The 14,742-nt window shown below is 62.0% G+C and carries 13 protein-coding genes and 1 riboswitch; of the genes, 2 read left to right on the top strand and 11 right to left on the bottom strand.

Annotation, left to right across the window (positions count from 1 at the left end):
- Positions 1–2: 2 nt before the first annotated feature.
- The 7 genes from KKQ10_RS12820 to KKQ10_RS12790 form a co-directional block, all read right to left on the bottom strand.
- Entirely contained in the window at positions 3–527 is a 525-nt protein-coding gene (locus tag KKQ10_RS12820; protein WP_215501308.1) for a retropepsin-like aspartic protease family protein, read from the bottom strand.
- Positions 524–1,513, bottom strand: a complete 990-nt coding sequence (locus KKQ10_RS12815) for an esterase-like activity of phytase family protein (RefSeq protein ID WP_215501307.1) — start codon at positions 1,511–1,513, stop codon at positions 524–526. The genes KKQ10_RS12820 and KKQ10_RS12815 overlap by 4 nt, the downstream gene beginning before the upstream one ends.
- Complete coding sequence (parE, locus tag KKQ10_RS12810; protein ID WP_003221068.1) at positions 1,513–3,420, bottom strand: DNA topoisomerase IV subunit B; 1,908 nt, start codon at positions 3,418–3,420, stop codon at positions 1,513–1,515. The genes KKQ10_RS12815 and parE overlap by 1 nt, the downstream gene beginning before the upstream one ends.
- A gap of 41 nt (positions 3,421–3,461) precedes the next feature.
- Positions 3,462–4,070: a YqiA/YcfP family alpha/beta fold hydrolase gene (locus KKQ10_RS12805; RefSeq protein WP_215501306.1), complete on the bottom strand. Its 609-nt coding sequence runs from the start codon at positions 4,068–4,070 to the stop codon at positions 3,462–3,464.
- Positions 4,071–4,287: 217 nt separating this feature from the next.
- The gene (cpdA, locus tag KKQ10_RS12800) at positions 4,288–5,103 is read right to left on the bottom strand and encodes a 3',5'-cyclic-AMP phosphodiesterase (RefSeq protein WP_215501305.1); all 816 of its coding nucleotides are present in this window, start codon (positions 5,101–5,103) and stop codon (positions 4,288–4,290) included.
- A 99-nt stretch (positions 5,104–5,202) separates the two neighbouring features.
- The gene (locus tag KKQ10_RS12795; RefSeq protein ID WP_007967395.1) at positions 5,203–5,655 is read right to left on the bottom strand and encodes a DUF1249 domain-containing protein; all 453 of its coding nucleotides are present in this window, start codon (positions 5,653–5,655) and stop codon (positions 5,203–5,205) included.
- The gene (locus KKQ10_RS12790) at positions 5,646–6,263 is read right to left on the bottom strand and encodes an NUDIX domain-containing protein (protein ID WP_127648990.1); all 618 of its coding nucleotides are present in this window, start codon (positions 6,261–6,263) and stop codon (positions 5,646–5,648) included. The genes KKQ10_RS12795 and KKQ10_RS12790 overlap by 10 nt, the downstream gene beginning before the upstream one ends.
- A gap of 228 nt (positions 6,264–6,491) precedes the next feature.
- On the opposite strand from KKQ10_RS12790, the gene KKQ10_RS12785 reads away from it, so the two are divergent.
- Entirely contained in the window at positions 6,492–7,238 is a 747-nt protein-coding gene (locus tag KKQ10_RS12785) for an RsiV family protein (protein ID WP_127648989.1), read from the top strand.
- Here the strand turns inward: KKQ10_RS12785 and cytX are convergent.
- Both cytX and thiC read right to left on the bottom strand, forming a co-directional pair.
- A complete protein-coding gene (gene cytX, locus KKQ10_RS12780) occupies positions 7,207–8,499 on the bottom strand; it encodes a putative hydroxymethylpyrimidine transporter CytX (protein WP_215501304.1) in 1,293 nt (430 codons plus the stop codon). The two genes, KKQ10_RS12785 and cytX, sit on opposite strands and share 32 nt — an antisense overlap.
- A 104-nt stretch (positions 8,500–8,603) precedes the next feature.
- The gene (gene thiC, locus KKQ10_RS12775) at positions 8,604–10,493 is read right to left on the bottom strand and encodes a phosphomethylpyrimidine synthase ThiC (RefSeq protein ID WP_215501303.1); all 1,890 of its coding nucleotides are present in this window, start codon (positions 10,491–10,493) and stop codon (positions 8,604–8,606) included.
- Between the two features lie 146 nt (positions 10,494–10,639).
- Positions 10,640–10,745: riboswitch (TPP riboswitch) on the bottom strand.
- 205 nt (positions 10,746–10,950) lie between these two features.
- Between thiC and KKQ10_RS12770 the strand changes: the two genes are divergently transcribed.
- Positions 10,951–12,384, top strand: coding sequence for a TolC family outer membrane protein (locus KKQ10_RS12770; protein ID WP_127648986.1), 1,434 nt, complete (start codon positions 10,951–10,953; stop codon positions 12,382–12,384).
- A gap of 106 nt (positions 12,385–12,490) precedes the next feature.
- On the opposite strand, the gene waaA is transcribed toward KKQ10_RS12770, so the two are convergent.
- Both waaA and KKQ10_RS12760 read right to left on the bottom strand, forming a co-directional pair.
- On the bottom strand, positions 12,491–13,765 hold the full coding sequence (gene waaA, locus KKQ10_RS12765) for a lipid IV(A) 3-deoxy-D-manno-octulosonic acid transferase (RefSeq protein ID WP_215501302.1): 1,275 nt from the start codon (positions 13,763–13,765) through the stop codon (positions 12,491–12,493).
- An 11-nt stretch (positions 13,766–13,776) separates the two neighbouring features.
- Positions 13,777–14,679, bottom strand: a complete 903-nt coding sequence (locus tag KKQ10_RS12760) for a LysR family transcriptional regulator (protein ID WP_215501301.1) — start codon at positions 14,677–14,679, stop codon at positions 13,777–13,779.
- Between the last annotated feature and the right edge of the window lie 63 nt (positions 14,680–14,742).

Genomic DNA, 14,742 nt, shown 5'->3' with positions numbered 1-14,742 from the left:
CCTCATCGGTTCGTTGTCTGGCGCAGCAGCATGGTGCCACCGCGCTGGGTAAATTCAAGTTTGTTCAGGGCGCTCATGCCGAGCAGCACCTGATCGCCATGCAGCCCCGGCGCCACCAGCGCGCGGACGTCGCGCAGCACGATGTCGCCCAGTTGCAGGCGGTCGATTTTGGTCCGGTAGCCCTGGCTCAAGCCGTTGGCCGTGCTCAGGGTCACACCGAAACCTTCTTCCAGTTTCAACCGCTTGGCCAGATCCGCCGGGATCGCCACATCGGTGGCACCGGTGTCGAGCATGAACTCCACCGGCTCACCGTTGATCTGGCCGCTGGCGACAAAATGCCCTTGGGCGTTGCCGGCCAGCTTCACTTCGATCACGCCGCCATGCTGCTCGGACGTGACCACCACGTTCGGATTCTGCTGGCGCGCTTCCCACTGGCCGAAAAACCGCGTCGCCAGAAACAGCGCTGCGCACCAGGCCAGAATCATGAAAACCCGACCGGCGCGCTTGCCCGGCGGTTGCTGACTCACGGCCTGGCGCTCCAGCCACCTTCAGGTGCGGCGAAGCGCCAGACGATCGGGCGCTTCTCGCCATCGGCGCGCACGCCATCGTTGTTGTCCAGTCCGATCCAGGCGCCGTCGGCGTCCACTACCAACGCTTCCGCCAGACCATAGGCCTGGGAGTAAAGCCGTTGTGGCTGCAAGGCTTCTTCTGCGAACGACCAGCAGCGCTCGACCTTGGCTGTCACCGCATCGCGACGACAGACTCTGAACGCATTGCGCTCAAGGGTGAACAGTTTGCCGTTGAACAGCGACAGGTCGGCGAAGTCACGGGTGACGGCGCGGGCCTTGGGAAACTGCGGCGGCTGCATCTCGACCCCGGCTTCGCTGAGCAGCACACAGCCGCCGTCGCAATCCCAGACCGTCTGCTGGCGCTTGATCTTCAGCAGGCCACGGCGTTCACGCTCGGCGGCCAGCCACATTTCATCGCCCGCCGAGTTGATCGCCAAGCCTTCGAACAACGCATTGAAGTGCAGCAACATGCCACTGGCCCGGGCTTCACGCACCAGCATCGGCGAGATTTTCAGCCACGACGCGGCCCCCTCGGGCGACACCTGCAGCACCGCTGCATGGGCTTCGCTGACGATGTAGCGGTTACCGGCGCTGTCGCAGGTGATGCCTTCAAAGTCCAGGTCGCCACCACGAATGAACGACGCCGCCCAGGTCCGCGAACTCAGGCCCCAGGGCAAACCGCTGTCGGGCGCCTTCGGCACGTCGATGTGCACGGTTTCGGCCTGCCAGACCTGATCGGCGGTATTGAGCCGGTAGATCTGGTCGTCGTCACGGTCGGAAACCGTCCACAGATCCTTGCCGCACACCGCCAGCCCGGAGAGGTTGCCGCCGCGCATGCCGTCGACCGGGTGCTCGGAGAGCAGCTTCAACTCGGGCACCGGCTCGGCCGCCACCGTCATCGAGCCCAGCAGCAACGCACACGCCAGGGCGACGCCAAACCGCATCAGGCCAGCACCTCGGCCAGGTTGCCCTTGGATTCGAGCCACGTCTTGCGGTCACCGGCGCGTTTCTTCGCCAGCAGCATGTCCATCATTTCCGAAGTTTCGGCAAAGTCGTCGCCCAGCGTCAGTTGCACCAGACGCCGGGTGTTCGGGTCCATGGTGGTTTCACGCAGCTGCGGCGGGTTCATTTCACCCAGACCTTTGAATCGCGTGACCTGTGGCTTGCCGCGTTTCTTTTCGGCCACCAGACGGTCGAGAATCCCGTCGCGCTCGGCTTCGTCGAGGGCGTAGTAGATCTCTTTGCCGAGGTCGATGCGGTACAGCGGCGGCATGGCGACGTAGACGTGACCGGCATCCACCAGCGGGCGGAAATGCTGGACGAACAGCGCACACAGCAGCGTGGCGATGTGCAAACCGTCGGAGTCGGCGTCGGCGAGGATGCAGATCTTGCCGTAGCGCAGCTGGCTCATGTCCGCGGCGCCCGGATCGACACCGATGGCCACGGCGATGTTGTGCACTTCCTGGCTCGCCAGCACTTCGCTGCCGTCGACTTCCCAGGTGTTGAGGATCTTGCCGCGCAACGGCAGGATCGCCTGGAATTCCTTGTCGCGCGCTTGCTTGGCGGAACCACCGGCGGAATCACCTTCGACCAGAAACAGCTCGGAACGCATCGGGTCCTGCCCGGCACAGTCAGCCAGTTTGCCCGGCAGCGCCGGGCCTTGGGTGACGCGCTTGCGCTCGACCTTTTTGCTCGCCTTCAGACGACGGCCGGCGTTGTTGATCGCCAGTTCCGCCAGCGCCAGACCGGTTTCCGGGTTGGCGTTGAGCCACAGGCTGAAGGCGTCCTTGACCACACCGGAGACGAACGCTGCCGCTTCACGGGACGACAGACGCTCTTTGGTCTGGCCGGAGAATTGCGGTTCCTGCATCTTCATCGACAGCACGAAAGCGATGCGTTCCCAGACGTCTTCCGGCGCCAGCTTCACGCCGCGTGGCAGCAAGCTGCGGAATTCGCAGAACTCGCGCATCGCATCGAGCAGGCCCTGACGCAGACCGTTGACGTGGGTACCACCCTGCGCCGTCGGGATCAGGTTGACGTAGCTTTCCTGCACCGCGTCGCCGCCTTCCGGCAGCCACAGCAGCGCCCAGTCGACCGCCTCTTTATTACCGGCCAGGCTGCCGCAGAATGGTTCGTCCGGCAGGCGTTCGAATTCGCTGACCGCGTCCACCAGGTAGGAGCGCAGGCCGTCTTCGTAATGCCACTCGACTTTCTCGCCGGTGCCTTTGTCTTCGAAGCTGACCAGCAGCCCCGGGCACAGCACAGCCTTGGCCTTGAGCACGTGCTTGAGGCGGCTGATGGAGAATTTTGGTGAGTCGAAGTATTTCGGGTCCGGCGCGAAGTACACGCTGGTGCCGGTGTTGCGCTTGCCGACGGTGCCGACGATTTCCAGCTCGGTGGCCTTGAAGCCATCGGCGAAGGTCATCTGGTATTCGTTGCCGTCACGTTTTACCCGTACCCGGACTTCGGTCGACAAGGCGTTGACCACGGAAATACCCACCCCGTGCAGACCGCCGGAGAACTGGTAGTTCTTGTTGGAAAACTTGCCGCCCGCATGCAGCTTGGTGAGGATCAGTTCGACACCCGACACACCCTCTTCCGGGTGAATGTCGACCGGCATGCCGCGACCGTCGTCGCTGACTTCCAGCGAGTGATCGGCGTGCAGGATCACCTGCACCGATTTGGCGTGGCCAGCCAGGGCTTCGTCGACGCTGTTGTCGATGACTTCCTGGGCGAGGTGGTTCGGCCGACTGGTGTCGGTGTACATGCCGGGGCGTTTGCGCACCGGGTCGAGGCCCGAGAGGACTTCGATGGCGTCGGCGTTATAAGAGCTAGCGCTGGGAGTGGCCATAGGGTCTCGTCGTCAGTGATTCATGAAAAAGGGGCAAGACATCACAGTGCGGTGAAATCGATTGCCTGATACAAATCGGCGCCAATGCCGGCAAAACTCAGCAACGCCGGCAATTGCCCGGCAAAACCCTGGAAACCATGGTCGCCACCGGCCTGAATGCGCAAGGCACAGGCCCGGTAATACTGCTGGGCGAGGCGATAATCCAGTGTTTCATCGCCGGTCTGCAACCACACCTGATAACGCTGCGCATCCACGGGTGCCGGCACTTCCAGCTCGGCCAGGGCCGTCACATGGTCGTGGGTCAGTTCCCAGGTCTCATCGGTATACAGGTTTTTCTGCGTGCCCAGGTATCCGTCGAACATCCGGTGCGGACTGACCGCCGGGTTGACCAGCAGGGCTTTCAAGCCATGGCGCTCGGCCAAGTGAGTCGCATAGTAGCCGCCGAGTGAGCTTCCCACCAGCAACGGCCGGCCCAGCTCGGCAATCGCCTGCTCCAACTGACCGATGGCTTCACGCGGGTGGTGATGCAGCGCCGGGACCCGCAATTGATCGCTCAAACCCAGCCGTTCCATCACCTCGACCAGCTGACAGGCCTTTTTCGAGGCCGGTGCGCTGTTGAAACCGTGGATATAGAGAATCGAACCGGACATTTGAGCTCCCTGAGTGTCGGCGAAAGATAGCGGAGTTTACAGGGAGTCAGGGCGGTATGGGCCATACAAATGATGTACATGACCGTCCGATGCAATGCTGCCCTCACGGCCCCCGCTACCGCCTGTAGGAGCTGCCGCAGGCTGCGATCTTTTGACTTTAAAGCAGGATCAAAAGATCGCAGCCTGCGGCAGCTCCTACAGGGGTGTGCAGTAAATTTCAGTAGCCGCTGGAGCCGTAATCGACAGTGAACTCGAAGTCGGTGACCCGCTCGACGCCGGTTTCCAGACGTCCATCCGGCAACAGCCGCAACCAGCGATACCCCGGCGCCTGTTCGCCGACCTTGAAGTCCTGACTGTTCGGCTCGAACTGAATGCAGGTCGACGGCGACGCCATCAGCCGCACGCCGTTGCGCTCGCGGTCGATCTCCTGATGCACATGCCCCCACAACACCGCGCGGGCCTGCGGGAAACGGTCCAGCACCTCGAAAAATGCCTCGGGGTTGCGCAAGCCGATCGGCTCCGCCCAGGCACAACCCACCGGCACCGGATGATGGTGGAAACACACCAGATGATGGCGTTCCGGCGCCTCGCTCAGCGAACGGGCCAGCAGTTGCAGTTGATCGTCCTGCAGATAACCGGGCACAGAACCCGGCACCGCCGAGTCGAGCAAGGTCACGCGCCAGTTGCCGACATCGACCACTGACTCCAGCAATGCACTTTGCACCGCGGCCTGAGCCATGATCTGCGGCTCGTCGTGATTGCCGGGAATCCAGCGTGCCGGCGCATCGATCTGCGCCGTCATCTCACGAAACTGTTGGTACGACTCCAGCGTGCCGTCCTGGGAAAGGTCACCCGTGGCCAGCATCAGGTCGATCCGAGGTTGCTGCCTGAGCACCTGTTCGATGACCTTTTGCAAGCTCTCGCGGGTGTTCATGCCCAGCAGCGTGCCATCCGCGTCGGCGAACAGATGACTGTCGGATAACTGCACCAGCAACGCCGGATCGGCGGTGGTCAATGTGGATACGCTCGGCAAGGCGTTCTCCCAAGGCAAAAGCACGGAATCGGTTGAGTGCCGCAATTATGCTGGGGGATGACGCAAAGGGGAAACCGGCGAACCGGACGCAGTTCACAACTAGCGTACGACTTCGTATTCGTGCCCCAGGGCCAGACAATGGCTCAGCCATTCCCCCAGGAACAGATTGAGCTGGGCCTTTTCGTCCGGCTGATGCATCGCGGCGTTCGGGTAAGGATAGATGCCGCGAAAGCGTCGTGCATGTTCGGCGCTGATCACTTCGGCCATGCGCGCGTCGTGATAGACCTGAACCTCCAGTTGCGGCACTGGCAGCCATGGCAGGCTGTGTTCCTGACGCACCTGCAACGTCGTGGTGTAAGGACAGGTCTGCAGCACTTCGAGGGCCAGCACACCGAGCATCTGCTCGCCCTGAGTCACGGCGATGCGCCGCGCCTCGGGATCGTTGCGCATATCCGGCACCAGTCGCATCAGGCGCGCGTAGTTGGCCTCGCAGGCGGCTTGCAGCCCCGCAAGGTCAACTCGATAACGATCGCGCAGCTTGTTTACGACCATAACCCCCTCACTTCGGCGCGGTTGAGCGCCAGCCATTGCAAGGCGATGATGCTCGCCGCGTTGGCAATACGTCCGTCACGGACGGCCTGCAAGGCATCTTCAAAGGCCCAGACCGTGACGCGGATATCTTCTGCTTCTTCCTCCAGCCCATGCAGGCCGCCTGCGTCGTCGGTACTGCAATGCCCCAGAAACAGGTGCACGAATTCGTTGCTGCCGCCCGGCGACGGGAAATATTTGGTCATCGGCCACAGGGCCTTGATGTCCAGTCCAGCTTCCTCCTGCGCCTCGCGGTGAGCAACCTCTTCCGGCACTTCTTCTTTGTCGATCAGACCGGCAACCAGCTCCACCAGCCACGGGTTGTCGGTCTTGCCCATGGCGCCGACGCGAAACTGCTCGATCAGCACCACTTCGTCGCGCAGCGGATCGTAGGGCAGCATGCACACGGCATCGTGACGCACGAAGACTTCACGGTTGATCTCGCGGCTCATGCCGCCGGCGAACAGCTCATGGCGCAAGTGCAAACGGTCGAGTTTGTAGAAGCCCTCGTAGCAGCGCTCGCGCTTTACGATATCGACGGTGGCCGGCGTGGCGTTGGCATAATCAGTCATGAGCATCCTCTTTACAGCGAATCCGATACGAGGTTCCTTGTTGTCACTTGCAACCTCGACTTCGCGCCATCCTATCGCGCCCGTGATGATTGATGCAGCCCCTTTACCGTCAGCGGGATGGACGGTGGAGACGAAACCCACTCTAATTAGCTTAGTGGCGAACTGACTGCTTCGGCGAGAGTCGAAGCGGATAACTTTTCGCCTTCCCCTGTTTCAGAAAGGACGCCCATGTCGCTTTTCAAAATTGCCTCCGTGGCCGCCATCGCCCTGACCCTGGGCGCCTGCGCCAACTTGTTCCAGCCCAACTACCGCACGCCGCTGGAAACCACCCGCGACGCATCGGAAACCCTGAAGCCCGGCTGTTCCAACCCGGACTGCCCGCTGGTGAACATCGACACCCTGCACTTCCCGGCAGAACCTGCACTGGACGGCATCATCGAAAAACGTCTGCTGCAGATGACCCGCACCGAAGCGAACGCGCCGGTAGCGCCAACCCTGGCAGCCTATCGTGAGCAGTTCTTGAGCACCGCCGGCCCGCGCAACAGCAGCTATCTGCAGGCCAAGGTACGCGAGCAGCATGACGGCTTGGTGATTCTCGAGCTGTCGAGCTACCTCGATACCGGCGGCGCCCATGGCACCCCGGGTCGCGGTTTCATCAACTACTCGCGCCAGCAGCACAAAGTGCTGAGCCTGTCGGACATGCTGCTGCCGGGTCAGGAAGAGGCATTCTGGAAAGCCGCGCAAGTGGCGCACAACAGCTGGCTGATCAGCACCAAGCTCGATCAGGAAGCGGAGTTCGTGAAGAACTGGCCGTTCGTGAAAACCCCGAACGTGGCGCTGACCTACGGCGGCGTGATCCTCAAGTACGACGTGAGCACCATCGCGCCTTACGCGCTGGGCCACGTCGAACTGAAGATTCCTTACCCGCGTCTGAACGGCATCGTCAAACCCGAGCTGTTTCCGGGCCGTAACTGAAAGCCCGGCCGAGCACCAGTTGCAACAGCCCTGCCAGCACCAGTGCCGGCAGGGTCGCGCCGACGTCTGGATACAGATTCGCCAGCAAGTGGTAGGTGCTGATCCCGCCCAGCCATGCCAACAGCGCCGGCCAGCGCAATGCGGCTGACGCGACCTGAGCGCTGCGCTTGCGCAGGATGAAGTGATCCACCAGCACCACGCCGAACAGCGGCGCAAATACCGAGCCGATCAGCAACAGGAAATTCTGGTACTGCGCCAATGGCGCCAGCAGCGCGATCAGTGTGCAGAGCACGCCGATGGCCAGCGCCAGATGCTCGACTTTCAAGCGCAACAGAATCCCGCTGGACACCGCCGCCGAGTGAATATCAGCGAAGGCGTTTTCCGATTCGTCCAAGAGAATCAGCAACAGCGGAATCCCCAGGCCGGCCCCCGCCAGCGCCAGCAGCAACGCATTGACTTCACCGCTCGGCGCGAACGCCAGGGTGTAGGCCACGCCGAGGCTCATCAGCCAGAAATTGCCGATAAAGAAACCGACGGCCGTGCCGCCGAACACATTCTTCGCACGCTTGCCGAATCGCGAGTAGTCGGCAATCAGCGGCAACCACGACAGCGGCATCGCGATGGCAATGTCGAAGCCCACGGCGAATGGCATCGAACCGTCCCCGGTACGCGCCCAAAGGGCAGCCAGATCGGCCTTGGCGAACAGGTTCCAGGTCAGCCAGATACACGCCGCCAGGATCAGCCAGATCCCCCATTTGCGCAGGATCTTGCGCACAAACGTCAGCGGCCCGCTGACCGCGAGCAAGGTTGCCAGCGCACCGAAGCACAACGTCCACAGCATCGGGCTGGCCCACAGCGAACCTTCGCTGAACGCGCGGGTGCCGAGCAGGCTGGCGGCGTCACGCATGACGATGATTTCGAACGAGCCCCAACCGATCAGTTGCAGCAGGTTGAGCAGCGCCGGCAGACTCGCGCCTTTGCGGCCGAGGCTGAGTTTGAGCGCCGCCATCGACGACAGGCCGGTGTCGCTGCCGATCACGCCGACCGCGGCCAGCAACAGCACGCCGACCAGGGTGCCGAGAAAAATCGCCAGCAACGAACCCGACAGGCCCAGGCCCGGTGCCAGCAACGCACCGGTCTGCAAGACCATCAGGCCGATGCCGAGGGAGAACCACAGGGAAAACAGATCCCGACCGCCGAACACACGCTTGTCGGCGGGTACGGCGAGGTCGGGGGAATAAGTGCCGGGTTGAATGCTCAAGGACGTTAATCTCACAGGAGTGATAGCTACAAGCTGCAAGCCTCAAGCTGCAAGAAAAAGCAGGCGTTGCACCAGCTTCTAGCTTGCAGCTTGCAGCTTGCCGCTTAAACTTTTTTATAAAGCTGACTGCCTTCCTTCTTGAACCGTTCGGCCTGTTCCGCCAGGCCTTGGGCGACGTCCACGTCGACCGCGTCGATCCGCTGGTTGGCCGCGTATTCGCGGACTTCCTGAGTGATCTTCATCGAGCAGAATTTCGGCCCGCACATCGAACAGAAGTGCGCGACCTTGGCCGAGTCCTTCGGCAGGGTTTCGTCGTGATAGGAACGCGCGGTGTCCGGATCGAGACCGAGGTTGAACTGGTCTTCCCAACGGAATTCGAACCGCGCCTTGCTCAAGGCGTTGTCGCGAATCTGTGCGCCCGGATGGCCCTTCGCAAGGTCCGCTGCGTGGGCAGCAATCTTGTAGGTGATGATCCCGGTCTTCACGTCATCCTTGTTCGGCAGACCCAAGTGCTCCTTCGGCGTCACGTAGCAAAGCATCGCGCAACCGAACCAGCCGATCATTGCCGCACCGATACCCGAGGTGATGTGGTCGTAACCCGGCGCGATGTCGGTGGTCAGCGGGCCGAGGGTGTAGAACGGCGCCTCGTCGCAGCACTCCAACTGCTTGTCCATGTTTTCTTTGATCAACTGCATCGGCACGTGGCCCGGGCCTTCGATCATGCACTGCACATCGTGCTTCCAGGCGATCTTGGTCAGCTCGCCGAGGGTTTCCAGTTCGCCGAACTGCGCTTCGTCGTTGGCGTCGGCAATCGAGCCCGGACGCAGGCCATCGCCCAGCGAGAAGCTGACGTCGTAGGCCTTCATGATTTCGCAGATTTCGTCGAAGTGGGTGTAGAGGAAGTTCTCTTTGTGGTGCGCCAGGCACCACTTGGCCATGATCGAACCGCCACGGGACACAATGCCGGTCACGCGTTTGGCGGTCAGCGGCACGTAGCGCAGCAGCACGCCGGCGTGGATGGTGAAGTAGTCGACGCCCTGCTCGGCCTGCTCGATCAGCGTGTCGCGGAACAGCTCCCAGGTCAGGTCTTCAGCGACGCCATTGACCTTCTCCAGCGCCTGATAGATCGGCACAGTACCGATTGGCACCGGCGAGTTGCGGATGATCCACTCGCGGGTTTCGTGGATGTGTTTGCCGGTGGACAAGTCCATCACGGTGTCCGAACCCCAGCGAATGCCCCAGGTCAGTTTCGCCACTTCTTCTTCGATGGACGAGCCCAGGGCGCTGTTGCCGATGTTGCCGTTGATCTTCACCAGGAAGTTACGGCCGATAATCATCGGTTCCAGTTCGACGTGGTTGATGTTGGCCGGAATGATCGCACGGCCACGGGCGATTTCTTCGCGGACGAATTCAGCGGTGATTTCTTTCGGGATGCTCGCGCCGAAGCTGTGGCCGGCGTGTTGCGGGTCCAGCAGGCCGGCGGCGCGGGCTTCTTGCAGTTTCATGTTTTCGCGGATGGCGACGTATTCCATCTCGGCGGTGATGATGCCTTTGCGCGCGTAGTGCATCTGGCTGACGTTGGCCCCGGCCTTGGCGCGACGCGGGTTGTTGACGTGGGCGAAACGCAGCTTGGTCAGCTCCGGGTCGGCGAGACGTTCCTGGCCGAAGTTGGAGCTCAGGCCCGGCAGACGCTCGGTGTCGCCACGGTCGTCGATCCACGCCGAACGCACATCGCCCAGACCTTTGCGCACGTCGATCACCACGTTCGGATCGGTGTACGGGCCCGAGGTGTCGTAGACGGTGACCGGCGCATTGATTTCGCCGCCGAAGTCGGTCGGGGTCACATCCAGGGTGATTTCGCGCATTGGCACGCGGATGTCCGGGCGCGAGCCCTGAACGTAGACTTTTTGCGAACGGGTGAACGGTTGAACCGACTGTTCATCGACCTTGGCCGAGTCACTCAGGTTGATCGCGTTTTTTGATTTTGTAGTCATCACGGGCTCTCCAGACAGCATCCAGGCAGTGGATTGTCGGAGCAGAACCTGAAAGGCACGGACGCACCAGGACAGGTGCTGTGCATCGTCGTCGAGCGTTCGATTGTCGAACAATATCCCGGACGAAGCACAAGAGGACTCGCCGGGTGACGAGAAATCTTGTTCCCTACGCAGGCGCTAACCTGATCAGGTTCAACGGGATCCGAAATTATTCGATCTCAGCCTCATAGCAAGGCACCCCGACAAGAACCCGGCCAGTCTAGACACAACCGGCAAAGAACGCCAACACCGCGGCAAACACCATGATGAATGGCGCAATTACCGGGACTTGCAGGATTGTTGCCGCACGATTGCGCAACTACACTCGCTTTGCCCTGCGCGCCTTGACGCTGTCGGGGCCGCGCCGTAGCCTTGGCGCGCACATTATTTTCATAATATTTTTGCTAGGGATCGCCTCATGCTGCGCAAACTTTCACTGGCTCTTGCCGTGTCTTGTGCGTCCAACGCAATGGCCTGGGCAGCAGAAGCGCCCTTGTCGACCAAGACCGATCTGGTCAGCGTCTATCAGGAAGCGGTCGACAACAACGCCGATCTGGCCGCCGCCCGCGCTCAGTACGGCGCCCAGAAAGAAGTGGTGCCGCAGGCTCGCGCAGGGTTGCTGCCTAACCTCTCCGGCGGCGCTGAAGTCGCGGACGTGCGCACCTCGATCGACCAGCCTTCCGCCATTGCCAATCGCAGCGCGCATTCCTATCAGGCGACTCTGGCTCAGCCATTGTTCCGCGCCGATCGCTGGTTCCAGTACCAGGCTGCCAAGGACGTCAACGAGCAGGCCGCGCTGCAACTGTCGGCCACCGAGCAGAACCTGATCCTGCAATCGGCCGAAAGCTATTTCAACGTGCTGCGCAGTCAGGACAACCTGGCCTCGACCAAGGCTGAAGAAGCCGCGTTCAAGCGTCAGCTCGACCAGTCCAACGAACGCTTCGACGTCGGCCTGTCGGACAAGACCGACGTGCTGCAATCGCAAGCCAGTTACGACACCGCACGCGCCAACCGCATCGTTGCCCAGCGTCAGGTCGATGATGCGTTCGAAGCGCTGATCACCCTGACCAACCGTCAGTACAACTCGATTCAGGGCATCGTGCACACGCTGCCGATCCTGCCGCCGGCGCCGAACGACGCCAAGGCCTGGGTCGACACTGCCGCCAAACAGAACCTCAATCTGCTGGCGAGCAACTTCGCGGTCAGCTCCGCCGAACAGACCCTCAAGCAGCGCAAGGCCGGCCACTTGCCGACCCTCGATGCCGTGGCCAAATACGAAAAGGGTGACAACGACGCCCTCGGCTTCGCCAACCCGAACGCCTTCGGTACGCCATACAGTGGCAATGTCGAGCAAAGCACGTTGGGCTTGCAACTGAACATCCCGATTTACAGCGGCGGGCTGACCAGCTCGCAAGTGCGCCAATCGTATGCGCAACTGGATCAGAGCGAGCAACAGCGCGAATCCCTGCGCCGGCAGATCGTCGAAAACACCCGCAACCTGCACCGTGCGGTGAACACCGATGTCGAGCAGGTCCAGGCGCGGCGCCAGTCGATCATCTCCAACCAGAGCGCGGTGGAAGCCACGGAAATCGGCTATCAGGTGGGGACGCGCAACATCGTCGACGTGCTCGACGCCCAGCGCCAGCTGTACACCTCGGTGCGCAACTACAACAACACCCGCTACGACTACATCCTCGACAACCTGCGCCTGAAGCAGGCGGCGGGGACGTTGAACCCGGGTGACTTGCAGGACCTGAGCCGCTATCTGAAAGCCGACTACAACCCGGACAAGGACTTCCTGCCGCCGGACCTGGCCAAGGCTGCGGAAGCACAGCTCAAGGCCCGACCTTAAGCCTTAAAGCAAAAGATCGCAGCGTGCCGCAGCGCCTACAATTGGAATGCATTTTCCTGTAGGAGCTGCGGCACGCTGCGATCTTTTTGCTTTTGGATGTGCTGACTTATTTGATCAGCCGGCCCAAGCCATCCAGCAACCGCTGCAATGCACCCTGATTGCGGCGCATCACCGCCAGCCCGGCCTCGGCCATGCGCTGCGCATCACGCGGCAATTCGAACAGCCGTTGTACCTCCACCGCCAGCCCTTCGGCATCATCCACTTCGGCCAGCGCACCGGCTTCGCGCAACTGCGCGGCGATGTCGAGGAAGTTGAACAGGTGCGGGCCGCTGAGCACCGGTTTGGCCAGGGCCGCCGGCTCCAGCAGGTTATGCCCGCCGCTCGGTACCAGGCTGCCACCGACAAAAGCGCTGTCGGCCAGCGCATAGAGAAACAGCAGCTCGCCCATGGTGTCGCCGAGCAGCACTGAGGTGTCCGCCTCGACGCTGACACCGGTTGAACGGCGCACCGTGGCAAAGCCTTCACGCTGGCACAGTTCGAACACCGTATTGAAACGCTCGGGATGGCGCGGCACCAGAATCAGCAGCGCATTCGGGTAGTTCGCCAGCAGGCGACGATGGGCATCGAGCACCACTTCGTCTTCGCCTTCGTGGGTGCTGGCGGCGATCCACACCGGTCGCTCCAGCGCCTGCCATTGGCCGCGCAGTTCGTTGGCGCGTTGCAGCAGTTGCGGGTCGATGGTCAGGTCGAACTTGATCGAGCCAGTGACCTCGACCATCTCCGGGCGCGCGCCCAGATCGCGGAAACGCTGGGCTTCGGCCTCGGTCTGCACCGCGAAAAAACTCATTTCAGCGAGCATCGGCGCGGTCAGCTTGCTGAAGCGGCCATAACCTCGGGCTGAACGCTCGGACAGTCGCCCGTTGGCCAGCGCCACTGGAATCCCGCGTTTGGCACACTGGTGAATGTGGTTGGGCCACAGTTCGGTTTCCATGATCACCGCGAGTTTCGGCTGTGCCCGATCAAGGAAGCGCGCCGCCGCGCACGGCAAGTCGTACGGCAGATAACAATGCTGGATGCGCGGCTCGCTGGCGAACAGCGCCTGAATCCGCTCCGATCCGGTCGGGGTCATGCAGGTCACGGTGATCGGCAGCTGTGGATAACGTTGCAGCAAGGCGCGGATCATCGGCGCGGCGGCGATGCTTTCGCCCACCGACACCGCGTGCACCCAGATCCCGCCGGGTTGCAATGACGGCATTGCGTAGGAGAAGCGCTCGCCAATCCGCTTGGCATACGCCGGAGCCTTGCGCGAGCGCAGCCACAGCCGAATCGCCACCAATGGCAGCCCCAGGTAAAACAGCGCGGTGTAGAGAGTTCTATTCATGGCGGCGGAGTTTATCGACTTTTGTCGCCAATCGCCCGCAAGTGCACGGCAAAACGTTCGGCCAGCCAGCGCGCGGCAGGCCCCAAAGGCTCATCCCGGCGCCAGACCAGTTCCACCACCAGCGCCGGCGGCGTCCATTCGCTGTCCAGTTCCACCATCAGGCCCTGATAAGCCGAATACTGCACCACATGCCGGGGCAACCACGCCCAGCCAAGATCGCGCACCAGCCATTCGGCCATCACGTAGAAACTGTCGGCACGCCACACCTGCGGGCTGGCCGGCTCGTTGCCGGGATAGACGCTGGTTTGCGTCGACATCAACAGCTGCCGGTGTTGCGCCAGTTGCTGGCAGGTGACGTAGGCCTGCGTCGCCAGCGGATGATTGATCCCGCAGACGGTGACCATTTCCACCCGGCCCAGTACCCGGCGCTCCAGTGCTTCAGGGATTTCATCGTGATAGAACAGCAAGCCAAGATCGGCACGACGCTCCACCAGTTTGCGCGCCACTTCACCCTGGGCGGCGCTGGTCAGTTGCACTTCGAGGCTGGGAAATTGCTCGGCCAGGGCGTCGAAACTTTCCACCAGAGCCTGATAAGGCATCGCTTCGTCCTGCGCCACGCGCAACTGCGCTTCCTGGCCGCGCATCATGGCCATCGCCCGGCCATTGAGGCGCTCGCACTGGCGCAGCACTTCCCGGGCCTCTTCGAGCAGCGCTTCGCCCGCTTCGGTGAGCCTGGGTTGGCGACCACTGCTACGTTCGAACAGGCTGACGCCAAGGTCATCTTCAAGCATGGCAATGGCGCTGCTGATCGCCGACTGCGCTTTACGCTGCTGGCGCGCCACGGCGGAAAAAGAGCGGTGTTCGGCGACGCTGACGAAGGCGCGCAGTTGTTCCAGGTTCCACTGGGTATTCATGACTTAACCCATCTTTTAAACAGATAGGTAATGACTTTACCCCATCTGGCGAATCACTAGAAT

The sequence above is a fragment of the Pseudomonas sp. MG-9 genome (genome assembly GCF_018729515.1).
In the GTDB taxonomy this organism is placed as follows: domain Bacteria; phylum Pseudomonadota; class Gammaproteobacteria; order Pseudomonadales; family Pseudomonadaceae; genus Aquipseudomonas; species Aquipseudomonas serboccidentalis.
Note: the sequence above shows the minus strand (reverse complement) of the source record. Positions and strands in the feature narration are given on the sequence as shown.